The sequence below is a fragment of the Psychrobacter sp. PL19 genome (assembly GCF_017875835.1).
GTDB lineage: Bacteria > Pseudomonadota > Gammaproteobacteria > Pseudomonadales > Moraxellaceae > Psychrobacter.
The window spans coordinates 1,268,675-1,291,142 of the sequence record NZ_JAGING010000001.1 but is presented as its reverse complement, the minus strand read 5'-3'; the positions used below and the strand labels follow the sequence as shown (position 1 = coordinate 1,291,142).

General features: G+C 41.9%; 21 protein-coding genes. 5 read left to right on the top strand and 16 right to left on the bottom strand.

Features of this window, described 5'->3' with window-relative positions; translation table 11 throughout:
* Positions 1-30: 30 nt before the first annotated feature.
* The 4 genes from H4W00_RS05260 to epmB form a co-directional block, all read right to left on the bottom strand.
* On the bottom strand, positions 31-1,059 hold the full coding sequence (locus H4W00_RS05260) for an AAA family ATPase (RefSeq protein ID WP_209956559.1): 1,029 nt from the start codon (positions 1,057-1,059) through the stop codon (positions 31-33).
* A gap of 102 nt (positions 1,060-1,161) precedes the next feature.
* Positions 1,162-1,725, bottom strand: a complete 564-nt coding sequence (locus tag H4W00_RS05255) for a c-type cytochrome (RefSeq protein WP_209956558.1) — start codon at positions 1,723-1,725, stop codon at positions 1,162-1,164.
* Between the two features lie 156 nt (positions 1,726-1,881).
* A complete protein-coding gene (locus H4W00_RS05250) occupies positions 1,882-3,975 on the bottom strand; it encodes an EAL domain-containing protein (RefSeq protein WP_209956557.1) in 2,094 nt (697 codons plus the stop codon).
* Between the two features lie 498 nt (positions 3,976-4,473).
* Positions 4,474-5,481: an EF-P beta-lysylation protein EpmB gene (gene epmB / locus H4W00_RS05245; protein ID WP_209956556.1), complete on the bottom strand. Its 1,008-nt coding sequence runs from the start codon at positions 5,479-5,481 to the stop codon at positions 4,474-4,476.
* Positions 5,482-5,699: 218 nt separating this feature from the next.
* Between epmB and efp the strand changes: the two genes are divergently transcribed.
* Complete coding sequence (gene efp, locus H4W00_RS05240; RefSeq protein ID WP_209956555.1) at positions 5,700-6,275, top strand: elongation factor P; 576 nt, start codon at positions 5,700-5,702, stop codon at positions 6,273-6,275.
* 234 nt (positions 6,276-6,509) lie between these two features.
* Here the strand turns inward: efp and H4W00_RS05235 are convergent, their stop codons facing one another.
* From H4W00_RS05235 to H4W00_RS05185, 11 genes are all read right to left on the bottom strand, one after another.
* Positions 6,510-8,258, bottom strand: coding sequence for a GAF domain-containing hybrid sensor histidine kinase/response regulator (locus H4W00_RS05235; protein ID WP_334684876.1), 1,749 nt, complete (start codon positions 8,256-8,258; stop codon positions 6,510-6,512).
* A 33-nt stretch (positions 8,259-8,291) separates the two neighbouring features.
* Positions 8,292-9,098, bottom strand: a complete 807-nt coding sequence (locus tag H4W00_RS05230) for a tRNA threonylcarbamoyladenosine dehydratase (RefSeq protein WP_334684993.1) — start codon at positions 9,096-9,098, stop codon at positions 8,292-8,294.
* Positions 9,099-9,240: 142 nt separating this feature from the next.
* A complete protein-coding gene (locus tag H4W00_RS05225) occupies positions 9,241-10,272 on the bottom strand; it encodes a TatD family hydrolase (protein ID WP_209956552.1) in 1,032 nt (343 codons plus the stop codon).
* Between the two features lie 149 nt (positions 10,273-10,421).
* The gene (locus H4W00_RS05220) at positions 10,422-11,396 is read right to left on the bottom strand and encodes a hypothetical protein (RefSeq protein WP_209956551.1); all 975 of its coding nucleotides are present in this window, start codon (positions 11,394-11,396) and stop codon (positions 10,422-10,424) included.
* Between the two features lie 197 nt (positions 11,397-11,593).
* On the bottom strand, positions 11,594-11,785 hold the full coding sequence (locus tag H4W00_RS05215; RefSeq protein WP_209956550.1) for a hypothetical protein: 192 nt from the start codon (positions 11,783-11,785) through the stop codon (positions 11,594-11,596).
* 419 nt (positions 11,786-12,204) lie between these two features.
* Positions 12,205-14,445: a type II secretion system secretin GspD gene (gene gspD, locus H4W00_RS05210; protein WP_209956549.1), complete on the bottom strand. Its 2,241-nt coding sequence runs from the start codon at positions 14,443-14,445 to the stop codon at positions 12,205-12,207.
* A gap of 95 nt (positions 14,446-14,540) precedes the next feature.
* Complete coding sequence (locus H4W00_RS05205) at positions 14,541-15,446, bottom strand: PDZ domain-containing protein (protein ID WP_209956548.1); 906 nt, start codon at positions 15,444-15,446, stop codon at positions 14,541-14,543.
* The gene (gene gspN, locus H4W00_RS05200; protein WP_209956547.1) at positions 15,447-16,262 is read right to left on the bottom strand and encodes a type II secretion system protein N; all 816 of its coding nucleotides are present in this window, start codon (positions 16,260-16,262) and stop codon (positions 15,447-15,449) included.
* Between the two features lie 257 nt (positions 16,263-16,519).
* On the bottom strand, positions 16,520-16,843 hold the full coding sequence (locus H4W00_RS05195) for an H-NS histone family protein (RefSeq protein ID WP_209956546.1): 324 nt from the start codon (positions 16,841-16,843) through the stop codon (positions 16,520-16,522).
* A gap of 845 nt (positions 16,844-17,688) precedes the next feature.
* The gene (locus H4W00_RS05190) at positions 17,689-18,207 is read right to left on the bottom strand and encodes an IS630 family transposase (protein WP_209958952.1); all 519 of its coding nucleotides are present in this window, start codon (positions 18,205-18,207) and stop codon (positions 17,689-17,691) included.
* Positions 18,182-18,535, bottom strand: coding sequence for an IS630 transposase-related protein (locus tag H4W00_RS05185; protein WP_209956544.1), 354 nt, complete (start codon positions 18,533-18,535; stop codon positions 18,182-18,184). Before H4W00_RS05185 ends, H4W00_RS05190 begins: the two co-directional genes overlap by 26 nt.
* Before the next feature lie 200 nt (positions 18,536-18,735).
* Between H4W00_RS05185 and H4W00_RS05180 the strand changes: the two genes are divergently transcribed.
* From H4W00_RS05180 to H4W00_RS05170, 3 genes are all read left to right on the top strand, one after another.
* Positions 18,736-19,602, top strand: a complete 867-nt coding sequence (locus H4W00_RS05180) for a DNA-binding protein (protein ID WP_209956545.1) — start codon at positions 18,736-18,738, stop codon at positions 19,600-19,602.
* A 235-nt stretch (positions 19,603-19,837) separates the two neighbouring features.
* Entirely contained in the window at positions 19,838-20,191 is a 354-nt protein-coding gene (locus H4W00_RS05175; protein WP_209956544.1) for an IS630 transposase-related protein, read from the top strand.
* Positions 20,166-20,684 carry an IS630 family transposase gene (locus H4W00_RS05170; RefSeq protein ID WP_209958952.1) on the top strand — a complete coding sequence of 173 codons (519 nt, stop codon included), beginning with the start codon at positions 20,166-20,168 and terminating at the stop codon, positions 20,682-20,684. The genes H4W00_RS05175 and H4W00_RS05170 overlap by 26 nt, the downstream gene beginning before the upstream one ends.
* Positions 20,685-20,823: 139 nt before the next feature.
* On the opposite strand, the gene H4W00_RS05165 is transcribed toward H4W00_RS05170, so the two are convergent.
* Positions 20,824-22,113, bottom strand: a complete 1,290-nt coding sequence (locus H4W00_RS05165; RefSeq protein ID WP_209956543.1) for a hypothetical protein — start codon at positions 22,111-22,113, stop codon at positions 20,824-20,826.
* Between the two features lie 84 nt (positions 22,114-22,197).
* Here H4W00_RS05165 and H4W00_RS05160 point away from each other — a divergent pair, with 84 nt between their 5' ends.
* Entirely contained in the window at positions 22,198-22,407 is a 210-nt protein-coding gene (locus tag H4W00_RS05160) for a helix-turn-helix domain-containing protein (RefSeq protein ID WP_209956542.1), read from the top strand.
* Positions 22,408-22,468 lie beyond the last annotated feature (61 nt).

The following is a 22,468-nucleotide window of genomic DNA, read 5'->3' as shown; positions in this document are numbered from 1 at the left end:
GCTGATACTTGAATAGCACCTTTAAAGCGCTTAAATAATAACCGCTACCTCGGCCAAAATGCGTTGAGCGATAGTCTGTGGTGCCTGTCCACCGGCCGCATGCACTGGTACAAATCGCTGCCCTAATCTATGATCGGTAACCGCCGCAAATACCGCTTGAATATCTTCAGGTGTCATTTCGGCATGCCCCGATACATAAGCATAAGCTTGCGCTGCACGCTGTAGCGACAATACGCCGCGCGGAGATAAGCCGTGATACTCTTGGCTTATGCGAGTCTTGGCGACCAACCGTTGCAGGTAATCTAACACCACATCCGCGACATACACATGCTGTACACCTTGTTGGGCTAACAGTACCGCCTCAGTATCAAGCACCGCATCTAAGTCTTTTAGCAGCTCACGCCGATCTTGTCCTTGCAGTAGGGCACGCTCCGCAGCAGGCGATGGGTAACCGAGTGACAAGCACAATAAAAACCGATCTAGCTGTGATTCAGGAAGCGGATAAACGCCCGCTTGCTGCAATGGGTTTTGGGTTGCTATCACAAAGAATGGTTGTGGTAAACGATATGACTGACCATCTTGGGTGACTTGCCGTTCTTCCATCGCTTCTAGCAAGGCGCTTTGGGTCTTAGGACTAGAGCGATTAATCTCATCCGCTAATAACAGCTGGGTAAATATAGGGCCTTTACGAAAATTAAAACGCAGCGTCGCTGGGTCATAAATACTCATGCCTAAAATGTCTGCTGGTAGCATATCGTTGGTGAACTGCACTCGACTAAAGGTCAACCCTAATAACTGGGCCAACCCTTGCGCTAAGGTAGTCTTGCCCATGCCAGGCAAATCTTGTAATAACAGATGGCCGCCTGCCAGCACGCCACTGAGCGCTAACTTTATCACTTGCGGTTTATCCAGCACAATCTGATTCAACTGCACCAGCAATTGCGCTATTCGCTGCTGATTAAGGCAATAGTCAGCAGCGCTAGACGTAGAGGTATAGGCCGTTTTTAACGATGCGTTAGGTATCTCTGAGGGTGATAGGTCAGTATAGGTATCAGGCATAAAGGTTACCGGCTCATTTTTATCATTATAAGTTATTTAAAGGTGAACTTAGCAAAATCCCGTGTGTTAAAAGTAAGCCTAAAGCACTTAACCGTTCATTTATTAAAAGCTTGCCGCCGGTTTTTGTGCCGGATCTGTTGATATTTCAACGGGATCATTGCTCATTTGCGTGCGTTCGGTATTAGTATCCGTATCAACTGCTACCGGATAGCCATCGGCATCAAGAACCGGAACGGCTGCGCGCAAAGTAGACAAATAAGCGATAATATCCGCTCGTTCGCTGGCATCTGGCATCGGATCTGCCAACATTTTCGAATCAGTCATGACCTTCTCGGCATCCGCGATATAGGGATCAAGGGTCTTGGCATCCCATACCCAACCTGACGTTGCCAAACCCTCACTATAGTCATAATCGGCTAAATCTGCTGCAGGTGCGCCATAGACGTTCATCAATTGCGGGCCTTTTTCATTGCTTCCTGGATTCAGCTTATGACACTGTCCACAGGCCTCTCCAAAAATTAACGCACCGCGATCAGCATCACCTTGGGTGTATAGCGGCAGGGTGACAGGAGTACGATAATCAGGCGGCGTTCGCTCACCACAGGCGGTAAGTAATAGGACTGCAAGAAAGACACCGCTGAATTGACATTTAATAGTGATAGGCATGATTTTATAATCTTTAGTTGGGTGGCATTAGCGATATGTAAGCCTCTATAGACAATGATCCATAGATGGCACCACCTAAATCGCCATGCAAAAATGGCTTGCTAACGCTTGAGAAATCCTCAAAGCATTGGCTATTATTTATTGCTTTATTAGGTATTAAGTTTCATGAGTAACCTGCATCGTTTTGCTAGGCTCTTGTAGATAAAAGCCTTGCAGATAACGTGCCCCAACACTCCATGCTACTGACATGGTCGCGGCATCAGCGATATAAGGCATCAGCACATCGATCCCAAGCTCACTAGTACTTACGATCAGCGATTTAATAGTTTCTAAATTGTCTGCAGTATCGATATCTTCTACATAACTGCGGGCTAAGCGTATCATATCAGGCTGTACAAAGTTGGCAATTTCAATAGACTTAGCAGACGAACCAAATTTATGAATACCAACCTGGCAATTGACTGCGCTAAGCGCGGCAAATTGAGACTTGGCTACCGTCAAATGATTGGTAATATCTTGTTCATTAAATTGTAACGTTAAAGCACCGGGTGCACCGCCAACTGCTTTGATTAGTTGACTGGCAACATTTGGTAGTTTTTTATCAATGAGTGAGGCGCTGGTTAACTGCACCAATAATCGCGCTTCAGGATGAGATTTTCGGACGTCGTTAATTTTTTTACAAGCGCTAATCAGTAGCCAACGATCTATTTTTTCACGCAGTTGATGATTTTTGGCGACCGCCATAAATTGATTAGGGGTCAACACCGTATTGTCAATATCGGCCAAAGGTAAACGCAGATACACTTCAAAAAAGTCACTACGATCATTATTGATATCGTACATTGGTTGAAATAATAGCTCAAAGCGATTATGAGCAATCGCTTCGACTAGAGATTCGGCGAGCGCATTATCATCGCTAGTGGCATGTTTGCTAGGGTCGTATAAATAATAGCTGCCACCTTTATTGCTAGTCTCAACCATAATATGGGTAACGGCATCCATGGCTCGCTCAAGCAATACTTTTTGCTCGGCTGTATTCTGCTCAATTTTAACGATTCCGATACTAACGGTGGTGTTAGTAGTACGCTTATCCACTTCAATGAGCATGTCACTAACACGCTTACCAATACCCACAGCCAGTTCTTCAAGAGCCTTGGTTGACTGGTTTTCTACTAATATCGTAAATGCCGTATCACTAAAGCGACTAACATGACCCGCTGGCACCATGTCAGCAAGTACATACGCGACTTGCTGAATGGTGGTATCCACCCCTTGCAAACCTAGGCTGCTTCTAATTTTGCCAATATTATCCAGCTGAAGATACAACAACCCTGCAGTTATTACGCCCTTCATGGCCTGCTGATGTATTGCGCTTAACTGCTCTTCAAAGCCTTGGCGGTTGTTAAGCCCCGTCCAGCTATCTTTACGCTCAGCAGCCGCTAGTTGTTTGGTGAGCTCATCGCTATTATTGCTACTTGGCTGGATAATGATCTGGGTAACGGGTTCACCATCGAAGGTCGCCGCTGCCAATTGTAGCTTGGCCTCAAAAGTATCTCCATTCATATGTAGACTTTCAAAACTAAACTCGACTTGCGCGCGACTGCCTTTGTCAAACTGACGTAAAAACTGCTTAAAGTCTTTGACGTTATCACCGCCTGCAATCAAATCAATAATGGGTATCCCAACAACGTCGCTCATGGAATCGAAACCAAATAGCTTAAGATAAGGGTTATTAGCAAAGATATGAATACCTTGATCTATATAAGCGATGGCGCTTTTGCAGTTTTTGATTAAGATATCAGCGCGCTGCTCCGCCTCAGAAAGAATATGACGCAGCTGCTTTAATTGGCGGCGGCTGCGTAGACTGTCATGCTGTAAACAAATCGCCATCACCACTGAGATCTCTTTATCTGCCAATAGCGCTTTGACCATGGTGCCACTGATAACAGCAGGCAGCCCTTCATCATTGCAACTGGTCACTGCAGTGTCCTCGTTCATCAAGCAGATCGTAGGCAAATCAATACTTTGCTCTTGGATAATACCCACCACATCCGTAAAGCTCATGTCATACGCCTGCCCAAATACTAAAACATCCCACGGCTGCCGTAGCGATTTTAGCAGCTCCTCTTTATCATCTAAAAAACCTAAGTTAACCTGTTCATAATAAGAGCCTAACAAGTGCACAAGACGCTCAGCATAGAGCTGATCATCGTCGATAACCAATAGATTTAAAGTAGAATGGGTACGCATAGGAGGCCTTTTGAGTCTTAGGATCGTATGTTTATCTTTTAATTCGCAGCCGTCTGAAACCGGAGTAAAGCCATCAACTATTATAAGCGATAAGTTAGCCGACTGCTGATTAACTTACGATCAACATTGGAGTATCTGCCGTTCTTAATCGTCGATATACCGACGTGTTGGTAACCTTACTTTAGAAGAAAACACTCTTCCACGATCAATACAATTAGCATCACTATAATATCTAGTAGTGACACCATATAGCCAGTTCAAAATAAAATAGATACTTTTGTGCCAGCGTGCTACTGGTATAATTTTTTCTTGCTTGCTGTACCTACGCAGACAGAGACTGCGAAAAATTCATAACAGCAGCACTGTGTCGTTTTTAAGGTATTTTCACTATAAAATTTGTATACCACAGGCTTTGATAGTCACTGACCGATTAAGATCTCACTGCTAATTGCTAATGACCCTATCTTATAATAGCCATATCTTATGATATTGCCCATTTTAAATAGCTTTGTAAATGTCAATCGGTACCTTAAACGGTCTATTCGGCAACTCTCTTACCAACTTAGGTATCAAATAGCCTGGTAATTCAGCTAACAGTTGCCAATAAAGCTCAGTAGCCCTCTGCTCGTCGCTATCAAAATGAGCAGCACCAGACACTTTATCTAAGACATGCAGATAGTAAGGCAATACCCCAGCAGCAAACAAACGCTGGCTTAGCGCCACTTGAGCGGCAACGCTATCGTTGATACCTTTTAATAACACCGCTTGATTTAATAAAGTGATGCCAGCGACTCGAGCACGCTGTAGGTATTCTGCAGTAAGGGTATCGATTTCGTTGGCATGGTTGCAATGAATGACCATCACCACATGACAGCGACTTTGTGCCAATCGGTCCAATAGCGAATCTTCTAGCCGCGCTGGAATAACAACAGGTAGGCGCGTGTGCAGTCGAATAGTGGTTAACTGCGGAATAGCTTCTAAGATATCGAACCAGGCAAATAGACGGCGATTAGTGACATTTAAGGGATCGCCACCACTTAATATAACCTCATTGATCTCAGGATTTGCAGTAATATAATTGACAATATCTGCTTGTGCAGAAGCGGTTGGCATATTGGCACTGTAGTCAAAATGCTGACGAAAACAGTAACGACAATGAATCGCACAAGCACCGGTAATCGTCAGTAGCACTCTTGATTGGTACTTATGAAGCAAGCCTTTAGTCGGATTATGCTCATTTTCGGCTAGTGGATCAGAGACATACCCCGTTACCGCGATTTGTTCCTGTTGATCTGGTAGCACCTGCTTTAATAACGGATCATCACTATCACCGATGGTCATCTTTGACACAAAAGCGCGCGGCACTCGCAGCTCAAAATGAGTGGGCAGATAAACCTGGGCTCGTAGCGACTCAAGCTTTAGGATACTAAGTAGCTCATCAACTGAGATAATTGCTTCGGATAATTGCGTTTGCCAGTTTTTTTGTGTGATTAAATGGTTTATCATGACAACCTAACACCTGTGCCTAAAAGCCAACATTATACGCTGTTAGCAGGCAGTCTATCAAAGCATACGAGTCAACTCTCAAACGCTTAGCATGACAGCAGCTCTTAACGCAGCATGTTCCAAATCTAACTACTGAAATCCAACTACTGATCATGATTAGTGATAATAATCGTTTATTATCACTGTTAATAACAATTAGCAATCCTTAGGAGTCTCTTGTGGCAAGTGTTTCTACCAACGAATTTAAAGCCGGTCTAAAAGTGATGCTCGATGGCAATCCTTATGCCATCATTGAAAATGAATTTGTTAAACCTGGAAAAGGCCAAGCATTCAACCGCGTCAAAATGCGCAATCTACGTAGCGGTAGAATGTTAGAGCAAACTTTTAAGTCAGGCGATAGCCTGGAAGTAGCTGATGTCATAGACACTGAAATGAACTATCTATATAACGATGGTGAGTTTTGGCATTTCATGCATCCTGAAAGCTTTGAGCAGCTGCAGGCGGATAAAGTGGCAGTCGGTGATACGGTAAAGTGGCTAAAAGAAAACAGCAACGCCCTTTGTGTCATTACTTTATTCAATGGCGTACCGCTAACCATCACCGCACCTAACTTTGTTGAGTTGCAAATTACCGAAACGGATCCTGGCGTGCGCGGAGATACCTCAGGCGGTGGCGGCAAGCCTGCTACTTTAGAGACTGGCGCGGTCGTTCGTGTACCACTATTTGTGCAACAAGGCGAAACCGTGCGCGTCGATACCCGCACTGGCGATTACCAAACTCGAGTCAGCTCATAATATCTATATTTAGGGCGCTATCTTAGGGTAGTGTGCTGATATTAGTAACAAACTAAAAGCCTAGCCGTCTGATAAACGGTTAGGCTTTTTTATGTCATAATTTACGAGAAAACAGTTATAAAAGGTTAAGCATGGAAAGAGTCTTTATCGAGGATAATAGCCATAAAAAAACCATCATGAATATAGCCATCAAGACCGATATAACGGCGACTTTGAGAGTTAACTTCTAGATATCTACTCTGATGACGATTGTTTATGCATGAGCCAATATTGCACCAAGGCGTTCAGTTGTTCTTTTTTGAATGGCTTGGTGCAATAATCTTGCATACCTATCTTTAGATATTTTTCGCGCTCACCATCCATCGCATTAGCAGTCAAAGCAATGATGGGTGGAAGCACCTGGGGATCATAGAGTGTATGCAACTTAATCGTTGCCTGTACGCCATCCATAATTGGCATGTGGTGATCCATCAAAATTACATCATAACGCTCAGGATGTAAGGTAAAATGTTCGATAGCTTGTTGCCCATCAGTGACGTGAGTGACGGTATGACCACTACTGTGTAGCGCTTTTTTAGCAATGATAGCGTTGACAGTGTCGTCTTCGACTAACAGGATATGACCGGTACGCTGAGGACTAGAGGCGTTAATCGTATTATCATTCGAATGTTGCCACGCTTCATACGCCACCTCATCAATAGCTGGTAGCGGTAACAATACTTTAAATGTGGTACCCACACCGACCACGCTATCTACTATAATCTGACCGCCCATCAGCGTCACCAAAGACTTACATACGGACAATCCAAGACCCGTACCACCATAAAGGCGATGGGTCGACTTATCCGCCTGATCGTAAGCATTGAATATAGCACCTAGCGACTCAGGCTTGATACCAACGCCAGTATCCGTAATGTCAATACATAGTGTCATGCCACGACAGCTGATATCATCAGTCTCAGTCTCTACAAGGCTGTAATCACTATCACTATAATCATCACAATGTGGCACATGCATGACATCAATACTGATACGACCACCTTCACGAGTAAATTTAATAGCATTATTGACTAAATTTGCCAAAATTTGTTTAAGGCGTACCGGATCTCCTTGCACGTATGGGGATAACGATTCCGTATAATGATACTCTAAGACCAGTCCGCGCTGTCGTGCTTTGATAGCAAATAGGCTGACAACTTCATTGCATAAAGTAGATAAGTTCATCGGGATAGCATCAATGGTCATTTTACCCGACTCAACTTTTGACAAGTCCAAAATACCGTTGATAATCGCCAGCAAATGATCATTGGAAATCTTTATATTATTCACATATTCTTTTTGCTCGTGGCTAAGCTCCGTTTCACTCAGCATCTCTATCATGCCGATAATACCGTTCATCGGTGTCCGTATTTCATGGCTCATATTGGCCAAAAACTCTGATTTCATTTCATTAGCGTGCTTTGCGTAACGCTGATTTTCTTGCAATTGCAGGGCATCCGCTGCCATCACGGCAAACTGGGACAATAAATTAGCCTGCTTATTATCAAAGTTATGGTTAGGCTCCATGCTCATCAGACATAATGATCCTAGACGATAAGTCCTATTGTCTTCGTGTAAAATGATCGGCGCACCAGCATAAAACCGTAAATAAGGGGGTTCAGTAACTAGTAGGTTTTGGCTAAAACGGCTATCGCGTGACAAGTCTGGTACTACAAATACCTCATCGGACATTAAAGTATAATTACAGATAGACACTTCACGCGTGGTCGTCTGAAGACCACCAAGCCCATGAGAAGACTTTAGATATTGTGTCTGCTCATCCATAAAAGTAATGGCCACTACAGGTACGTTAAAGAACAGCTTTACTAGCTCAGTCAGACGCGTAAAGGCGGGTTCTTCATCATTATTGAGCACTTGATAATGACGAAGCTTTTCGATACGAGCGTCTTCATCTATCGCTACCGGATAACTATATATAGACAAGATAACCTCCATAAATCAATATTAATGCTCATTTTAATATCCGACGCTATGCTTGACGGCCGCCTGCTTGGTCAGCAATTGTAGGGTCTCACTGACCATAACCATCGCTACCACCGAGGTTACTACCACTGCTGATCCATACCCACCACACTGTAGACCACCTATCTGACTGCTTTTATCCACACGCGGCGGCTCTGTTGAATAGACGCACTTAATACCAAATTTTTCTTTAAGCGCACTATTGATGCCCTTTTCGTGACGTAATTTATGACGTAGTTTGGCGAGTAGCGGGTCTTGATAGCTGTCACGCAAGTCACTAACCGTAACTTGCAGTGGATCTAGCTTACCGCCTGCGCCACCCGCACAAATCAGTTTTAACTTATTAAAGCGGCAGTGTAAGGCAATTGCAAGCTTGGCATTCATGTCATCCACACAGTCTAAGATGACAATAGGCTTATTTTGCTCAGTGGCAGTTTTCACCGCACTACGCTTAGGCAATAAAGCCGCTACGTTATCAACACTCAAGAAATCATCGACTAAGTGCAGCGTGACTTTCGGATTAATTTCACGGATACGGGTGGCCATCGCTGCAATCTTACTTTGTCCAAAGGTACTGTCCAGAGCCGGTAATTGCCGATTAACATTGGAGGCAACTAATACGTCCAAATCAATCAAGGTAATCGTCCCAACTGCCGTTCGAGCCAACGCTTCCGCTGCCCAAGAACCAACACCCCCTACCCCAATAATATATACATGAGCGGCTGCAAAGGTATTAATTGCTGACGCACCATAGAGGGTCTTTGTGCCTTTAAAGCGGCGTTCATACTGTCCAATCGTCATATCTGGTTGATCATGTTCTAATACATCAGGCACTGATGAAACTCCGGTAACACCGGGCTGCGTCACCGATGGCATAGATGGTCGTTGTTGACTCATAACAGATTAATAACTCTTTGATGGTTATAGTCGTTATTCCTGATGATTACTTTGGATATTGCCAGGTCGTTTGCAAAGCGTTGCAGCTATTTTGCCATAGTTGTCGAGCAAGCTCAGCCGGTGGTACGGTCAGCAGCTCACTAAGCGTTAGCAGTACCCAAGGTAAATTAGCAGGTACGTTTCTATTATGTGCTGGCCTATCACCCCACTCATCATGCGAACGGTGTCGAGGTACTGAAGATTCTAGCGCTGCAGATCCGAGCGCTGACGGTTCAGACACTGAAGAACTATTATCTAAAGTCTGACACATCGTAGGCGTCATATCTGGACAGTCAGTCTCAATGACTAGGCAGCCAATACCATAATCAGCGACTGCCGCTTGAATTGCATACCGCAGCTTTTTGGCATTAGGATTGGTCACTTGACCTGTGACGCCGAGCTTAAAACCCAACTTAACAAAGGCTTTGGCTTCTTGCACACCGCCACTAAAGCTATGAGCAATACCGCCCAGCTTATGAGCATCATAATCATGCGCTTTTAATAGCGCTAAAGCTTGAGCATGGGCCTTACGAATATGAAGCATAACTGGTAGCTGATGATTCACCGCCATATCCAGCTGGGCACTAAAGAAACGTTGCTGTTTGGCAAAGTTCTCAGGTTGTTTCATAGCATCTGTATAAGTATCTAACCCAATCTCTCCGATTGCTAGTGGTCGTTGCTTGGTAAGCATCTGCGCCATAGCCAGCAAATGTGCCTCAGTATGTTGTTCAATATAAAAGGGATGTAGACCTAGGGCAATATGAGCTCTAGGATACAAATTTAGCTGATCGCTGTTCTCTGTTGTGACAGACTGTGACAGATCATCAAGCGCTTGTTGAGTATCGTATAATCGGTCAAAGTGACGATATAAATAACCAACCAATGCGAGGTGATGGACACCATTCTCGTAAGCCTCTTGTGCCTGAAGCTCTCTATCACTATCAAATAACGGCGCATCAAAATGAGTATGCGTATCAACTATGGGGAAGATACTAGGCAATGGTTGGTCGGACATAAGAAATGAGTCGGTAGCGGTCATTAACGAGCTCCACGGTCGGCAATTATTTTGTTAATAACGACTGTATCAGTCCCTATTTTTTGATAAGTCTAATTATAATTATATTTCTATTAATAACCATGTCTAGTAGTTACCTTGATAGTGATTACCTTGATATGATGGTAGCCATACTAAGTTTTATTATCTATCGACGGCGGTACCATATAACGTGGCTTAACCAACCCCTGCAATAATGTATAAGGTACCAGTAAGTCTATGGCTTCGGTCTTCGTTGTAAGCGGCGCTCCTGACTGATAAACCATATGTAAGCCTTGCGGGTCTAAATACCATTGCTGAGACAATTGTAATGGCCAGTCTTCATGATATTTTTGCTCAATACCTTGCAGGGATAAGCCTTTTTTTCGGGCGTTTTGAAACACCAACACTAGCTCATCAACACTTACTTCTGGCAGCAGAATATCCCCAATAGCCAGCTGTAGCTCTTTTTGCAGATCAAACATCACGTAGGTGAACTGCTGCTGACTGCCATTACGATGCTGCTGTAAGCTTATCTTCAGATAGCCCGTTGTGAGGTAACCAAGCTCAGACTCAGCATTGAGCTGGTTATTACTAGGAATACTAGAGACTTGATTGCTAAACTTCTCATTATCACTCGCGCGAGCGTTCAACGGTATTGTTTCAGACGGCAAGTTTAATACCAGCTCGGTATCAATACGCTGATACATGGGCAAAGACTTAACGGTTTGTTCACCGTATTCAATTTGATTGAAGAGCATAGAAACTGTTTTTTTGGCCACTTCATCTTGACTGGCAAGCGGTGTTTCCGGCGCTAATGTACGGGCAATGGTTTGCCACATAATACTGTTTAGCCATGGCTGTTCTGGGCTAAACTCCAAAACGTTAAGCTCAAAGTACTGACAGCGAGTCTGTCGCGGATTGCAATTGGGTTGCCGAGCAATGGCTTGCTGCTTGCTAGCTTGTATAGCCGAGCTCACTGCTGCACCCGAAGCCCCCACTGTATTGGCACTACCAAGATTATTATTAAGTTCAATATCATAGGCAGACTCTGCATTTGCTTGCTGCTCAAACATTGATTGGGGTTGTTGCGCACAGCTCAATAGGCTGCTACTTATGGTTAATAGCATAGTTAGTGTTAAAAGCAACTTACCACATGACGGCATATAAAAATGAGTGTCCATAATTTTGGCTACGATATTCGCTACTGTGGCGACAAAGAGAAAACATAGAATCAAGATTTCAAGTACCAGCTAGATTCTAAAAGTCGTTAGTATCACTCTTTATTAATAAGCGTACTACTTGATTGATAAGCATGCTACTTGTATCAAGTGCTGCCACGTCCTTGGTCAGTGTTTTTTTCGCTATTCTTGGTATGCAAGTTATTGGAGCGACCTACTGTAGGAGTGCTTACTGCTTGCTTGCTACTGCGGCGCGGAATAAGTAGTAGCGCTGTACCGACTGCTCCTAGGACAAACCACCTTTTTTTATTTACTTTTTTACTGCTGGATTTACTCATAGTCTTTTACCTTCTGACGACTGCCTTTACCCTATTTATCACTGCACACACGTGTCACTACACAGGTATCACTGCACCAACATTTATCTATCCTCACTTTATTATACTAAGGTATGAAAGCGGCGATGTATATTTGTGTTGTGAATACGACAAACAATGTACGGCATAGCTTTTATTGTGTACACCGTCCATGGTTGACACTGTAGATCAATGACACTGTAGATCAATGACACCGTAGATCAATGGCACTTTATGCCACTATCGGGTATAGCTAACCGGGATTTTTAATAGGTTTAGCCCATGGCGGCATTGGTATGAGAATAGCAGGTAAAATAAGAAAACCGCGCACAAACGACATATAAGCACGGCTCATGAGGGTAGTACCTTGTCAGTTTATACTGAGTAAATAAGATATAGCATTAACGCTTTAGTGGGTAAGTGGTTAATCCATTATTAGAACTGTCTACTTTAGTAAAGCCATTTGGCGCAGGGTTTGATTTTTGATCACGCTTAGGGATCAGTGGATTGAGCGGCATCAACTCATAGTCAGCACTTACGGTACCGTTCCAGCCTTCAGTACCACTTAATGGTAATTGCTTGATCGTGCCGTTTTTATCAATAACCAACTGCAAGACGCGCATTTGATTGTATTTGCGCTCGGTGACACTGGCTACCGCCCCGCCGTCACGTAAAATAGTCGGCTGTAAAAATATGATTAGGTTACTTTTTCGGCTGTTATCATTATCAGAACGAAATAACCGACCGATAAAGGGCACATTACCTAAACCAGGGACTTTTTGTTGGCTGGTAGTGCTGTTATCACGCATCAAGCCACCAAGGGCAATCGTCTGCTGATCATCGGCTAAGATAGTAGTATTAATGAGGCTTTTATTAGTAATTAAACCACTAGAATTGCCAATACTACTCGGCACGACTGAAGATACCTCTTGCGACACTTCCAAGCGTACGGTGCCATTGTCACCAATATGCGGAATAACATTAAGATTGATACCGATATCTTGGCGGTCAATAGTCTGAAATGGATTGGTTGAGGAATTGCCACTGGTGGTAAACGAGCCGGTTACGAAAGGCACGTTTTGACCCACTAAAATACTGGCCTTTTCATTATCCAACGTTAAGATAGATGGCATGGATAACAGATTGGCACTAGTAGAAGAATCCAGCGCTTGTAAGACAGCCCCATAAAATGCAGTGTTGCCGTTACTGTCTTTTCGACTGTCACCAATACCAATCAACGCACCAGCAATAGAGCTAGCGGCCGAACTGATACCTGAACCACCACCCGTCAAGGCGGCAGCGGCAAGTGCAGTGGCACTAACACCAACATTATTAAAGTTCACTACCCCAAAGCCCGTATTGGCATTACCAAGCGCCCACTGAATCCCAAGCTGGGTGGCATCATCCCCTGAAACTTCAACGATAGCCGCTTGAATCAGTACTTGTGCGCGACGATTATCGAGCTGGTTGACGGCATCTTCAATCTCAAACATCAGCTCAGGCGCCGCATTGACGATGACTGCATTTTGAGTTTCATCTGCGATAATACTAAAGGGCCTACCATTAATACCAGTACCAGCCCCGCCTGAATTACCAGTAGATTGGCTACCTAAGTTATTACCACTAAGTGCCGCATTGCTCTCGGTATTTAAAGCTGCACCGGTAGTGCTCGCATCAGTCAATGATGCTGATTCTAGACTCGAGGTCGCACCTGTACTGTTGATAGACTGGTTAGCAAGCAAACCACGTAGCATCTGGGCAATATGATCGGCACTAGCATACTTTAATCGGAATACGCGCAGACCACTCAATCGCCGGGTAGGGGTGGTATCTAGCTGATTAACCATTTCTTGCACTTTAGCAATCATCTCAGGGCTGCCTTTTACCAACAACCTATCACTAGCAGTGTCCGCAATGACCTTGAACTGGTCACCACCTTGCGCCTGTGCACTGCCTGCGCTGGTAACCAAGGCAGTGATTAAGTCCATCATACGTTCGGCATCGACATGACGCAGTGGTATTACCTGCAAGCTGTCATTCACATCACTATCTAAGTCACGAATCAAGTCGGTCAATTGATTAAGGTTCTCAGCGCGATCAGACAATACTAGAGCATTGACTCCAGGCACAGCGGCAGCATGAGCGGACTGCGCCATTAAAGGACGAATGACACCCAGTACCTCAGCAGCTTGGGTATTGTTCAAATAAATGATACGGGTTGCTAGCGCCTCACCGACACTATCGCCACGCAAATCAACCGCAATGCCAGACTGTTTGGCCACGTTATCTGGTACCAGCTTAATCGTGGTTCCAGACTCAATCGCTGCAATACCATTAACCTGCATCACACTCAAAAACAGTTGATAAATTTCATCACGGGACAAAGCACGATTGGAAATAACGGTCACATTGCCATTAACACGTGGATCAAGAACAAAATTCTGATTAGTGATGGTCGCCACTTCATTAATAAAAGCTTTGATATCAGCATCTTGTAAGTTGACTTTCCAGCTCTCAGCACTAGCAAAACCTACAGTTGCCGCCCATAGCGGTAATGCCAAATATAACGGACGGCACATATGCATCATACGCTGCAAGATATACGGCAAAGGTTTTACTGAAAATTTATACAAACTTACCATGGTCTAATTACCTACTGTGATATCACTCAGTATAAGGTTAAATACTGCTAAAAATAGCGTTAATGAATGCTGCTTCAATAATCTAAACAAAGGTCTTAAAATTGCTGGCGGATAGTGATTACTTGTTCACCGCGTTTTACTTCGATTTGAGCTTCGCCTGATTTTTGCGCTTGTTGCAGTACACCCGCATCTTGTGCAGGATTACCACCAACACTTTGACCATTTACCGTAAGTACTCGATCACCGGGCTCAAGTCCTAAGCGCTTACGTAGGCCCGCAGGCATCGCGGCAGTGACCTGATAACCTTCTTCTGATGCCATAACACCCATACGACTTAAATAACTGTCTGAGTTTCCCTGCAAGGCAGCTACCGCTTCATCAATAGCAGAATTTAGGCCAATCTCATTAGCAGACTCGACATTGTTATCGCCAAAAACTGCCGTACCTTGTAGGGTCGGCGGAGCGGCAAGTAGCGCGCTATTATCTGGTAAGCCTTGATTGCTTAACGCGCCTTTGGCCTCAGCGCTTTGATCAAGCAGCAGCGGATCAGCCATTCTGATCACGGTTTGTTTATCCGCGATATCGGCAATGATGATGGCATTCCAATCTACTGAAACCAGGGTATAACCACTGTCTTTTAAGCTATCGCCGATTCGGTAGTTTTGTACTTCACCATTCACATCCAACAGTGCCGAAGATAGGCTTGCCGGCACCGCTAATAGTACGCCTTTTAATCCAACGTTCGGCGGTGGCCTTACCGCTGCAGCGATAGGTTCAGGATCAAAAAAGATAGCAAACAAGCTATTATAATCCCCAGCAGAGGTGGTGGGGTTTTGTAGGGGTAACAGTGGTAATACCGGCGACCCAGGCACCGCTAGCAACAACCATAGCAGCCTAGATGCCGTCCAGCATAACCAGCTGATAGCCAGTAACAACAGCCAACCTGAAGAGCGGTTAAGTACCTTGACTACTGGCTTTAGGCGGGTGGTTACACTGATCATCTAACGCGCCCCTAAACTTGTTAGTAGCGGCTGGCGTACGCTGACCACTGGGGTGTCTTGCGGCGCTTGCCCGCTATATTCTGGCATATTTTCTAAGAGGCGCTGGGTCAAACTCACATCCAACATGCTATCGCCATCAATATATAGGTCGCCTAAACGCTTATCTTGATTATTCAATAGGTTAATATGCAGCAAGTTCCTATCGTCTTTTTGCTCTTGGCTTAACTGCGCACGCATCGCCGGCATGGTGATATAAAAAACTTTGCCACCGCTAGGGTAACCCACTTCTCCACCCACCCAAGTTAATTGACCATCCGCTTGGGTAAATCCAGATGCGCTTTTGTCTGACTCTGTATCAGATCTTGTCTGACGCTGTAATGACACGGCATTGAGCTGAATGGGTGTATTGGGCAATTGCCAATCTACCACGCTAGCCAAAGTCTCAGGTGCAATTTTGCCGCTCATATCGTTGACTTGCCACGAGCTATGCCCTATTTTGACCTGACCATTAAGCTTGGTTTTTCCCGAACTTATATCGACAAATACGCTTACTTTCCCGAGTAACAACTGCCACGGCTGCCACGACCATTCAACAGTGCCAGTCAGCGGCGTAGCCGACATCGGCAGCTGCCAAACAGCCGAACCTTGCCACAAGTTGCCTGACACATGCTGCACATAAGGAGACTGTGGCGCATACTTTTCAATCACCCATGCTGCTGGCATTTGAACCAGTGCAAACAGCATAAATATAGCCAGCCCAAGTAGCCACCACAGCTTACGGGGACGCTTATAAGACGAAGCAGACACTTGGGGCACGGTTAAACAACTCTTATAGCAAACAAAGGCGTTATTATCATAGCAAACAATAGCCTAAAAATGACAGAAAAAAAGCCAGTATCTTTTAACCAAGATACCAGCTGTTATGCGCGTACTTCTGCCTTTAATTGAACACCTTAATGACTGTTATTACAGTAGACAGCCCTTGTAAGTAATATGCTTTGTATATGACTATATAAATAGGAGCATCTAAGTTATTCAACTAAAGTAGTATTATATTACTATACTGCCAGAAATTATATTGCAAAATCTTTAAGGCTGCGACCTGCTGCTAACGCTTCGACTAACCAGGTCGGCTTACGACCGCGACCAGTCCACGTGTTATCGTTGTTTTCTGTATTACGATATTTAATACTGCGTTTTTTCTCCAGTTTTTCCCCTGCTTCCAATATCTCGTTAATCGTACTGTTGCTGTCTTCTGCAATTTTCTCGAATTGCATATAGGCATCATACAAACGCTGATGCTGTTTTTTAGCAATCAGCTGTTGAGCATTCTCAGTAATAGCACGTAGCTCGTCTACACTTAAGTTGTCTAAATCAATTGCGCTATTTTTACTCATAGTAATCCTAGGTTGCGTAATGGAAATGATCTTGATTGGTTTTTAATCGCTTATTAAACTCTAAATGAATATACGCTATTGCCTCTCAAACTATTTGAAGTATACCAATTAGTACCAATCAACTGGATATAATATAAACAAAAATATAATTTATAACAATAGTTAATTAATTTTTATTGGTTCAAATAAAAGGAAAAATAATTTCTTACATAATTTTCTATTCTATTTTGTATATATTTTCGGTATACCATATTTTTAATAAACAGTTATCCTTAAAGCCACTTATACCTATTAAAATTATGAAAACAGTAAAAAATTCTATATTAGCTATATCAAACAAGGTGTTACACTTATGCTTATAAAACATAATATTTATACCCTATCAATGAATAAGGATTTAAAAATTACTGCCATATTATTTTACACTCCTAAAAATATAAGACTTTAAATATATAAACAATCACTAAAAAACAAAAACTCAGTCAGTTGATTGGGTTTTTGTTTTTTAGTGATTACATCAATGCTGTCATTCTGTTACCTTCCATTATTATATCTCAATATTTTTCAGAAGATATTTTGTGGCTTTATTATTTATACCCACTAAAAAGCCTTGCATAAGCAAGGCTCTCATAACTTTTATCAACACTCTGTATTCATGTATAAGTTAGAACGGTAGTTCTTATAAATAATAAATAAATACATGTAACTATTTAATATTAAAAGAATTATATGTTTATAATATTTATTTTGTTAAGCTTTATATAGAATATTCTATTTTTTATGCTGTTTTTTTCGATAAATTAAGAATTAATGTAAAGCTTCAAAGCCAGTAGCTCCAACTATAGTCAGTTCAAAATAAAAGAGATACAACCCATATCATGAAACAGTTTAGGTAAATCATTCTCCATCCAGCCTTGGCGTAGAAACTTAGCCTGTGCCCACTTCTTTTCAATGGGATTTAGATCAGGACTGTACGGTGGTAGCCATAGAATACGATGGCCATGCCTGTTGAGTAGTTTTTGAATACGTTTGTTCTTATGAAATCTAGCATTATCCATCACAATCACGCATTTCGTTTTAAGACTTGGAATAAGTGTGTATTTGCACCAGTCATAAAATATGTTGCTGTTAATGTTGTGCTCAAAGTAATCAAGCGCAAATAGCATCTTTTCATAGAGAGCACCAATGACATTAGTACGCTTTTTACCTTGCCAGTTGTAACTATCAATACAAGGTTTCCCTATCGGTGCATAGCCGTAAGGGCGAATAGTTTCAGATTCGAAGCCACTTTCATCCATATACACAATGGGATAGCCTTGCTGTATAAAGCTATCAAGCTTACTCTGATACGCCGCTCTTTTTATTGGACAGGCTTTTGGATGTTCTAAGGTCTTTTTTTTGACTGATACCTAGACGTTTTAAAGCAGTATGCATGCCTGTCTTACTACAGTTGAAGCGACGAGCTCGCTCATACAGATAGTCATCTGGATGTTGTTCAACGTCTTTTAAGAGTGCTTCATTCGGTATTTTAGTCGGTGATTTATCCCGAGTTTGTTTGATACTTGGGTTTTTCAGCCAGCGCTGTAAAGCGGTTTTGCTAATGTTATAGAAAGTACAAGCTTGTCGGATACTCATGTCTTTGTTTTTGACGCTTTTAATCACTTGCGCTCGAAAATCTGCTGAATAGGTCATGTGTTCTTCTACCATTTTACTTATTTTAAAACAATTGTATCTTATTTATAAAGAACCGACTATATATAAAGACTAAGAACTACTATAAGCTCTAGTAGATATTATTTAATTTGGAGCATGTTTATACAAAATAAAGTTGTATTATGTTGTATGATACAACATAATACATAATACATAATACGATTAAAGGTTACGAAATAATGGCTATTACTATAGAAAAAATTCATAAAATAGCGGACATGTTAGCAGAGCAAGATATTCAACCCACTTTGGCAGAAGTTCGAAAAGCTTTAGGCGGTGGTTCTTTCACTACTATTAGTGAAGCCATGAAATCTTGGCGACAGGATAAGCAACAAGAGCAAAAGTTACAGCAAGTTGATTTACCTAGCAATATAAATGATCGTTTGAAATTATTAGGAGCAGAGATGTGGCAATCAGCTGTGAGTATTGCTAACGAGCGCCTAGTTTCAGAGCATAAAGCGCTAGCTGCTGCACAAGAAAAATCACAAGCTGAGAACAATGAGGCTAAAGAAGCTGTTAGGAGGTTAGAGGCAAATCAAATTGAATTACTAGTAGAGCTGGATAGTTTGAGTAATGAAGCCAAGACAGTCACTGCAGATGCAGCGAGGCTTAGATTAAAGCTAAATGAACTCAAAGTAAGCAGTAAAATAGAAGTTGATGCCGTTAACCAAGAGCTTAATAGTACTCAGAATACGCTCATTATTCAGCAAGAACGTACGGAGACTGCTAATGCAAAGGCTATTGAACTACGTTCTCAGTTTGATAATATTCAAAAAAAATTGACACAATCACTAGAGATCATCGCATCCTATAAAGCCACTAGTAACGCACAGTTGCTTGAGGTTGATAGATTAAAGGCTGAACTAATACTGAGTAAGCAACAGCATGAAGTAACACGATCTGAGCTTGTAGAACGTACAGTAGACCGGGACGAATTAAACAAAGAGCTATCAAAAACTGAAGGTCAGTTAGGAATGCTCACTAATCAAATGCAGATAATTACAGAGGAACGTGCTCGTATTAATTACAACAACAATCAACAGTAAAAATTAAAGTCAAAAGTAAGAAAAAACTATTACGAATAGGTAAAAAACATTTGGATTATAAGATTAAAGAAAGTATTTTTTATAAGATAGATTACCAACAAACATCCATCAATAGCTCTTTGATTTTAGATAGATCTAAAGAGGTTTGAAATTATTACTAGACTGACACTCTATAGTCGGTTCTTTATAAATAAGATACAATTGTTTTAAAATAAGTAAAATAGTAGAAGAACACATGACCTATTCAGCAGATTTTCGAGCGCAAGTGATTAAAAGCGTCAAAAACAAAGACATGAGTATCCGACAAGCTTGTACTTTCTATAACATTAGCAAAACCGCTTTACAGCGCTGGCTGAAAAACCCAAGTATCAAACAAACTCGGGATAAATCACCGACTAAAATACCGAATGAAGCACTCTTAAAAGACGTTGAACAACATCCAGATGACTATCTGTATGAGCGAGCTCGTCGCTTCAACTGTAGTAAGACAGGCATGCATACTGCTTTAAAACGTCTAGGTATCAGTCAAAAAAAAGACCTTAGAACATCCAAAAGCCTGTCCAATAAAAAGAGCGGCGTATCAGAGTAAGCTTGATAGCTTTATACAGCAAGGCTATCCCATTGTGTATATGGATGAAAGTGGCTTCGAATCTGAAACTATTCGCCCTTACGGCTATGCACCGATAGGGAAACCTTGTATTGATAGTTACAACTGGCAAGGTAAAAAGCGTACTAATGTCATTGGTGCTCTCTATGAAAAGATGCTATTTGCGCTTGATTACTTTGAGCACAACATTAACAGCAACATATTTTATGACTGGTGCAAATACACACTTATTCCAAGTCTTAAAACGAAATGCGTGATTGTGATGGATAATGCTAGATTTCATAAGAACAAACGTATTCAAAAACTACTCAACAGGCATGGCCATCGTATTCTATGGCTACCACCGTACAGTCCTGATCTAAATCCCATTGAAAAGAAGTGGGCACAGGCTAAGTTTCTACGCCAAGGCTGGATGGAGAATGATTTACCTAAACTGTTTCATGATATGGGTTGTATCTCTTTTATTTTGAACTGACTATATATTAAATAAATTAGGAAATACTTTTATCATATTTTTTTTATAAAGTATCAGTTTAATTACAGTCCATCGCAAGATTAAGATAGATTACTACGTGAGAATTCTATAGATATACGAGTGGTATAAATAAAGTTATCTACAAAATCTTAAACTTATTAATCGTAACTGAATAATTACTGTTTTGCACACTCCCTAAGATTGAATAACCCATTTGCTTAATAGCCTTCTGATGCCTATAGGGATTAAATAGCTCGTCTAGAGTGTATTTAAAACCACAATCCTCTATCTCGAATACATAGTCAAAGAACACTTTAGCAATGGCAGATTGTGGATGACTGGCATCGCGATAAGAATTATTGTGATGCCAACTGCCATTATTTATTTTACCAAAAACCCGCTCTATGTTGCCATAAATAGAATTTGAGGCATGTTTTTTAGTAATATTTGGTTTTTGAACGAAGGCAGCTGCACTTTCAACGGCTTTCCAAATTATATAGTGCATAACTGACACAGAGCACTTAGCTAAGCACGCGCTAAGTAAACTTACCATTTTCTCGCCAATAGTTGGTGCTAGATTATTTAATTGTGATCTAGTAATCAAATAGCTTAAACACTCACCTAGCTGTATCTGATGACACCAACTTTCAAACTCCTTATTAGCCACTAAAGCACTGATATTTTTTTTGGATTTAGCATTCACCATTATTTTAGTGAGGTCTTCATGCCTGTAAGTAAAATAAAGAGCTGCTTGGTTATAATCAATATCTAACTCTTGTTTTTGGTTGATAGTAACGAAATCATAATTCTCGTCAGGAGCTAATATGAGCAGATTTAGATTGAAAAGGTGTTTGATGGTTTCATTATCTAATAAGAAAAATGGTGATAAAGGTAATGATAAGTTATGACGAAGAGAGATCAACGCATTCAGGTTCTCTGCTCCCAGACTCTCTACAGTCGCTGCCAGTAAAAGCATATCAACTTCACTAAGCTGAGCTACTGTGGGAACACTGCCTAACTGCTTGCTCCTGTGGTCATTAATATATCCAAAAATAGATTTTTTTTGCTCTTTTTTTAAACACTCTTGCTCAAGACAATATTCTAGATATTCTTTCTCCCTTCTTTTTTGAAGCGCTTCCCAACACTCGTCACACCTCCAATTATCAGGTTTCAATTGAGTTAGCTGTGAACGAGTATGACAAATCTTAGTTATGCCACATTCTATACATTGGCAGTCGATTACAACTAGGAGTGCATTCACTTTGACAATGCTAGGTATATCTTGATGTCTTAAGCCGAAATCTTGACCTATTTCTTTACAGGTATATATAAAACCATTTCTTTTATCACTTTCCCGTAACCAGTATTTCTCACTGATAAGTTTGTTAGTCTCTGTAATGTCGGACTGATACTCTAGTTTTGTTTTCATGCTCATCCTTTAATACCGACTATATCCCGTGTATATTATAGCCCACCACTGTGATTATTGCTATTTTCAGCAGTGGTTAATGACATGAAGACAGATGAGCGCATGATAGCTTTTGGAAAGCGTGTCCGTGAGGTACGAAAAGGTAAGGGAATATCTCAGGAGAGGCTGGCAGAAATGGCAGGTATTGATCGCAGTTATATGGGAAATATAGAGCGTGGTGAGAAGAATATTACGCTAAAGAAGGCTTATGAGATATGTGATGCTCTGAACATTGCAATCAAGTATTTAGTGTGATGTGAGGACTAAATTTTGTAGAGCTGAACCGCACCGCGATTATTGGAAGCTTAACATCCTG